4 protein-coding genes are annotated in these 1,789 nt (G+C 38.7%); 2 read left to right on the forward strand and 2 right to left on the reverse strand.

Annotated elements, in window-relative coordinates:
• Both A3761_RS21285 and A3761_RS21290 read left to right on the forward strand, forming a co-directional pair.
• Positions 1–240: PEP-CTERM sorting domain-containing protein (locus A3761_RS21285; RefSeq protein ID WP_156492013.1), on the forward strand; the 240-nt coding region annotated here is incomplete at its 5' end.
• 126 nt (positions 241–366) lie between these two features.
• Entirely contained in the window at positions 367–1,086 is a 720-nt protein-coding gene (locus tag A3761_RS21290) for a hypothetical protein (protein ID WP_068510718.1), read from the forward strand.
• Between the two features lie 57 nt (positions 1,087–1,143).
• On the opposite strand, the gene A3761_RS25910 is transcribed toward A3761_RS21290, so the two are convergent.
• Complete coding sequence (locus tag A3761_RS25910) at positions 1,144–1,410, reverse strand: hypothetical protein (RefSeq protein WP_068633325.1); 267 nt, start codon at positions 1,408–1,410, stop codon at positions 1,144–1,146.
• A gap of 44 nt (positions 1,411–1,454) precedes the next feature.
• Positions 1,455–1,682 carry a hypothetical protein gene (locus tag A3761_RS25915; RefSeq protein WP_082865277.1) on the reverse strand — a complete coding sequence of 76 codons (228 nt, stop codon included), beginning with the start codon at positions 1,680–1,682 and terminating at the stop codon, positions 1,455–1,457.
• Positions 1,683–1,789 lie beyond the last annotated feature (107 nt).

The following is a 1,789-nucleotide window of genomic DNA, read 5'->3' on the forward strand; positions in this document are numbered from 1 at the left end:
GGTGACCTTTCAGATTCTGTTTATAACCAATCATGGGGTAACTGGAATCAGTATACTTATCAATTCACAGCTACTAGCTCGCTTTCTACCTTAACATTCACATCCTTAGATGGCGGAAGAGATACAACAGGTAATATTTTTGACGACGTTAAAGTTACTGCAGTTTCAGAACCTGGCACCATTGCTTTGTTTGCATTAGGTTTGGCAGGACTAGTTGCCACACGTAAAAAAATGAAATAACAATACCTTTGTAGTTTCTAAAAAGCCGCACTTAAATGCGGCTTTTTTTTAATTCCGTTCTTTATTTCTTTGAAAATATCCAAGTCGCTTCTAAGCTTAGTTTAAACACTAACTTAACTGACGACTATGACAAAACCCATCGCATTTCTAATCCACTTTCTTATTAGTCTCGCTATCGTATCGATAGTTTACTTTTTTATCAGATTCCAAATTTATCCTGACTTCTACTTCAAAATACAGGGTATATCAGAAATCATTCTAATCCTGTTTGCTGTAGACGTGATACTAGGGCCACTACTTACTTTTGTCGTATATAAAAAAGGTAAGAAGAGTCTAAAGTTTGACCTGTCAGTGATTGCATTATTCCAAATAGCAGCGCTTGTATATGGGTTTCAGACCATCTACAAGGAAAGGCCTTTATCAGCATTACTTGTCAATAACTCATTTGAGATCCAAACCGCATCGAATTACGATATGACAGCTGTTGACCCTAATATTATCGATACTAGCTTGGCTTCAGCACCAAAGTTCCACGTTTTAACCGGTACAACCGAAGTTAGAATAGCGATCACTGTTCATGCATTTACCGGTGAAGGGGATACAGATTATCTACAGAACATGGATTATTATCATGAGCTAGGCGAGCAAAAAGAACGCATCAAGCAAGCAGCTCTTGAAGAAGTCTACCTTAAGAAGATTTATAAGGATCAAGAGTTTGATACAGGCAAATACTTCTATATCCGCATAATTGGGAAATCAGGCTTTGGTTTGGCAAAGCTCGACAAGAATACCTATGAAGTCCTTGAAATTTTTGCTTTGACAGATTTCGACATGAACACTTTGTGAACTGCAAATAATGCATTAAGGCGATAATCTAAGCTTTTATCACCTTAATGCGCAGCCCTAAGACTTTGCGCTGATGTGTTCAGCATCATCCTTGGAAAACGGATTAGTAATAGTCGAGCTAGAACCTTGAAGTACCGCCTCGGGGTGCCTTATTTCCATAATGCACTTTATGCGTTGTTCATCCTTCGTGTTAACATCCACTAAGATCAAGTGCTGACCTTCAATAATTTGTTCGTGAAACTTCTGGATCTTGTAGTGTTCAGTATTGAGCCCACCAACACCGCCAAACCACGCACCAAAGAACATGCTAAAGATCGCGATCACTAGCCATGCATTGAAGCTAAACTCCTCGATATAAGTAAAGGGGACTAAAAAAACAGCCCAATCATCCCACCGGACAATAAGCCTCGCTCTACAAAGCGCACGAAGTCGGTACGCTGAAGTGCACTCGCAGAGTGGAGATGATGACTATATAGACCCTCTTCATTAGTACTAATAATATGAAAGTTCCAGTCAGTAATACCATGCTCATGCAAATCTTTCGAAACTTGGTCGACACTGTCAATTGAAGGGCTAAGGTAATATAAACGTTTCATAGGACACCTCCGACTACAAATTAATGCTCTAATTTAAAAACGGAAAACCATATAACGATCTATCTTTATCATTAACTTAATTATAGCGCTAAAGATGCTGCTTTTTT

The organism is Oleiphilus sp. HI0123 (genome assembly GCF_001635315.1).

Excerpts from the sequence above, each read along its gene's own strand:
- A3761_RS21290 (WP_068510718.1), top strand. The coding sequence starts at position 367 with ATGACAAAACCCATCGCATTTCTAATCCACTTTCTTATTAGTCTCGCT.
- A3761_RS25915 (WP_082865277.1), bottom strand. The coding sequence starts at position 1,682 with ATGAAACGTTTATATTACCTTAGCCCTTCAATTGACAGTGTCGACCAA.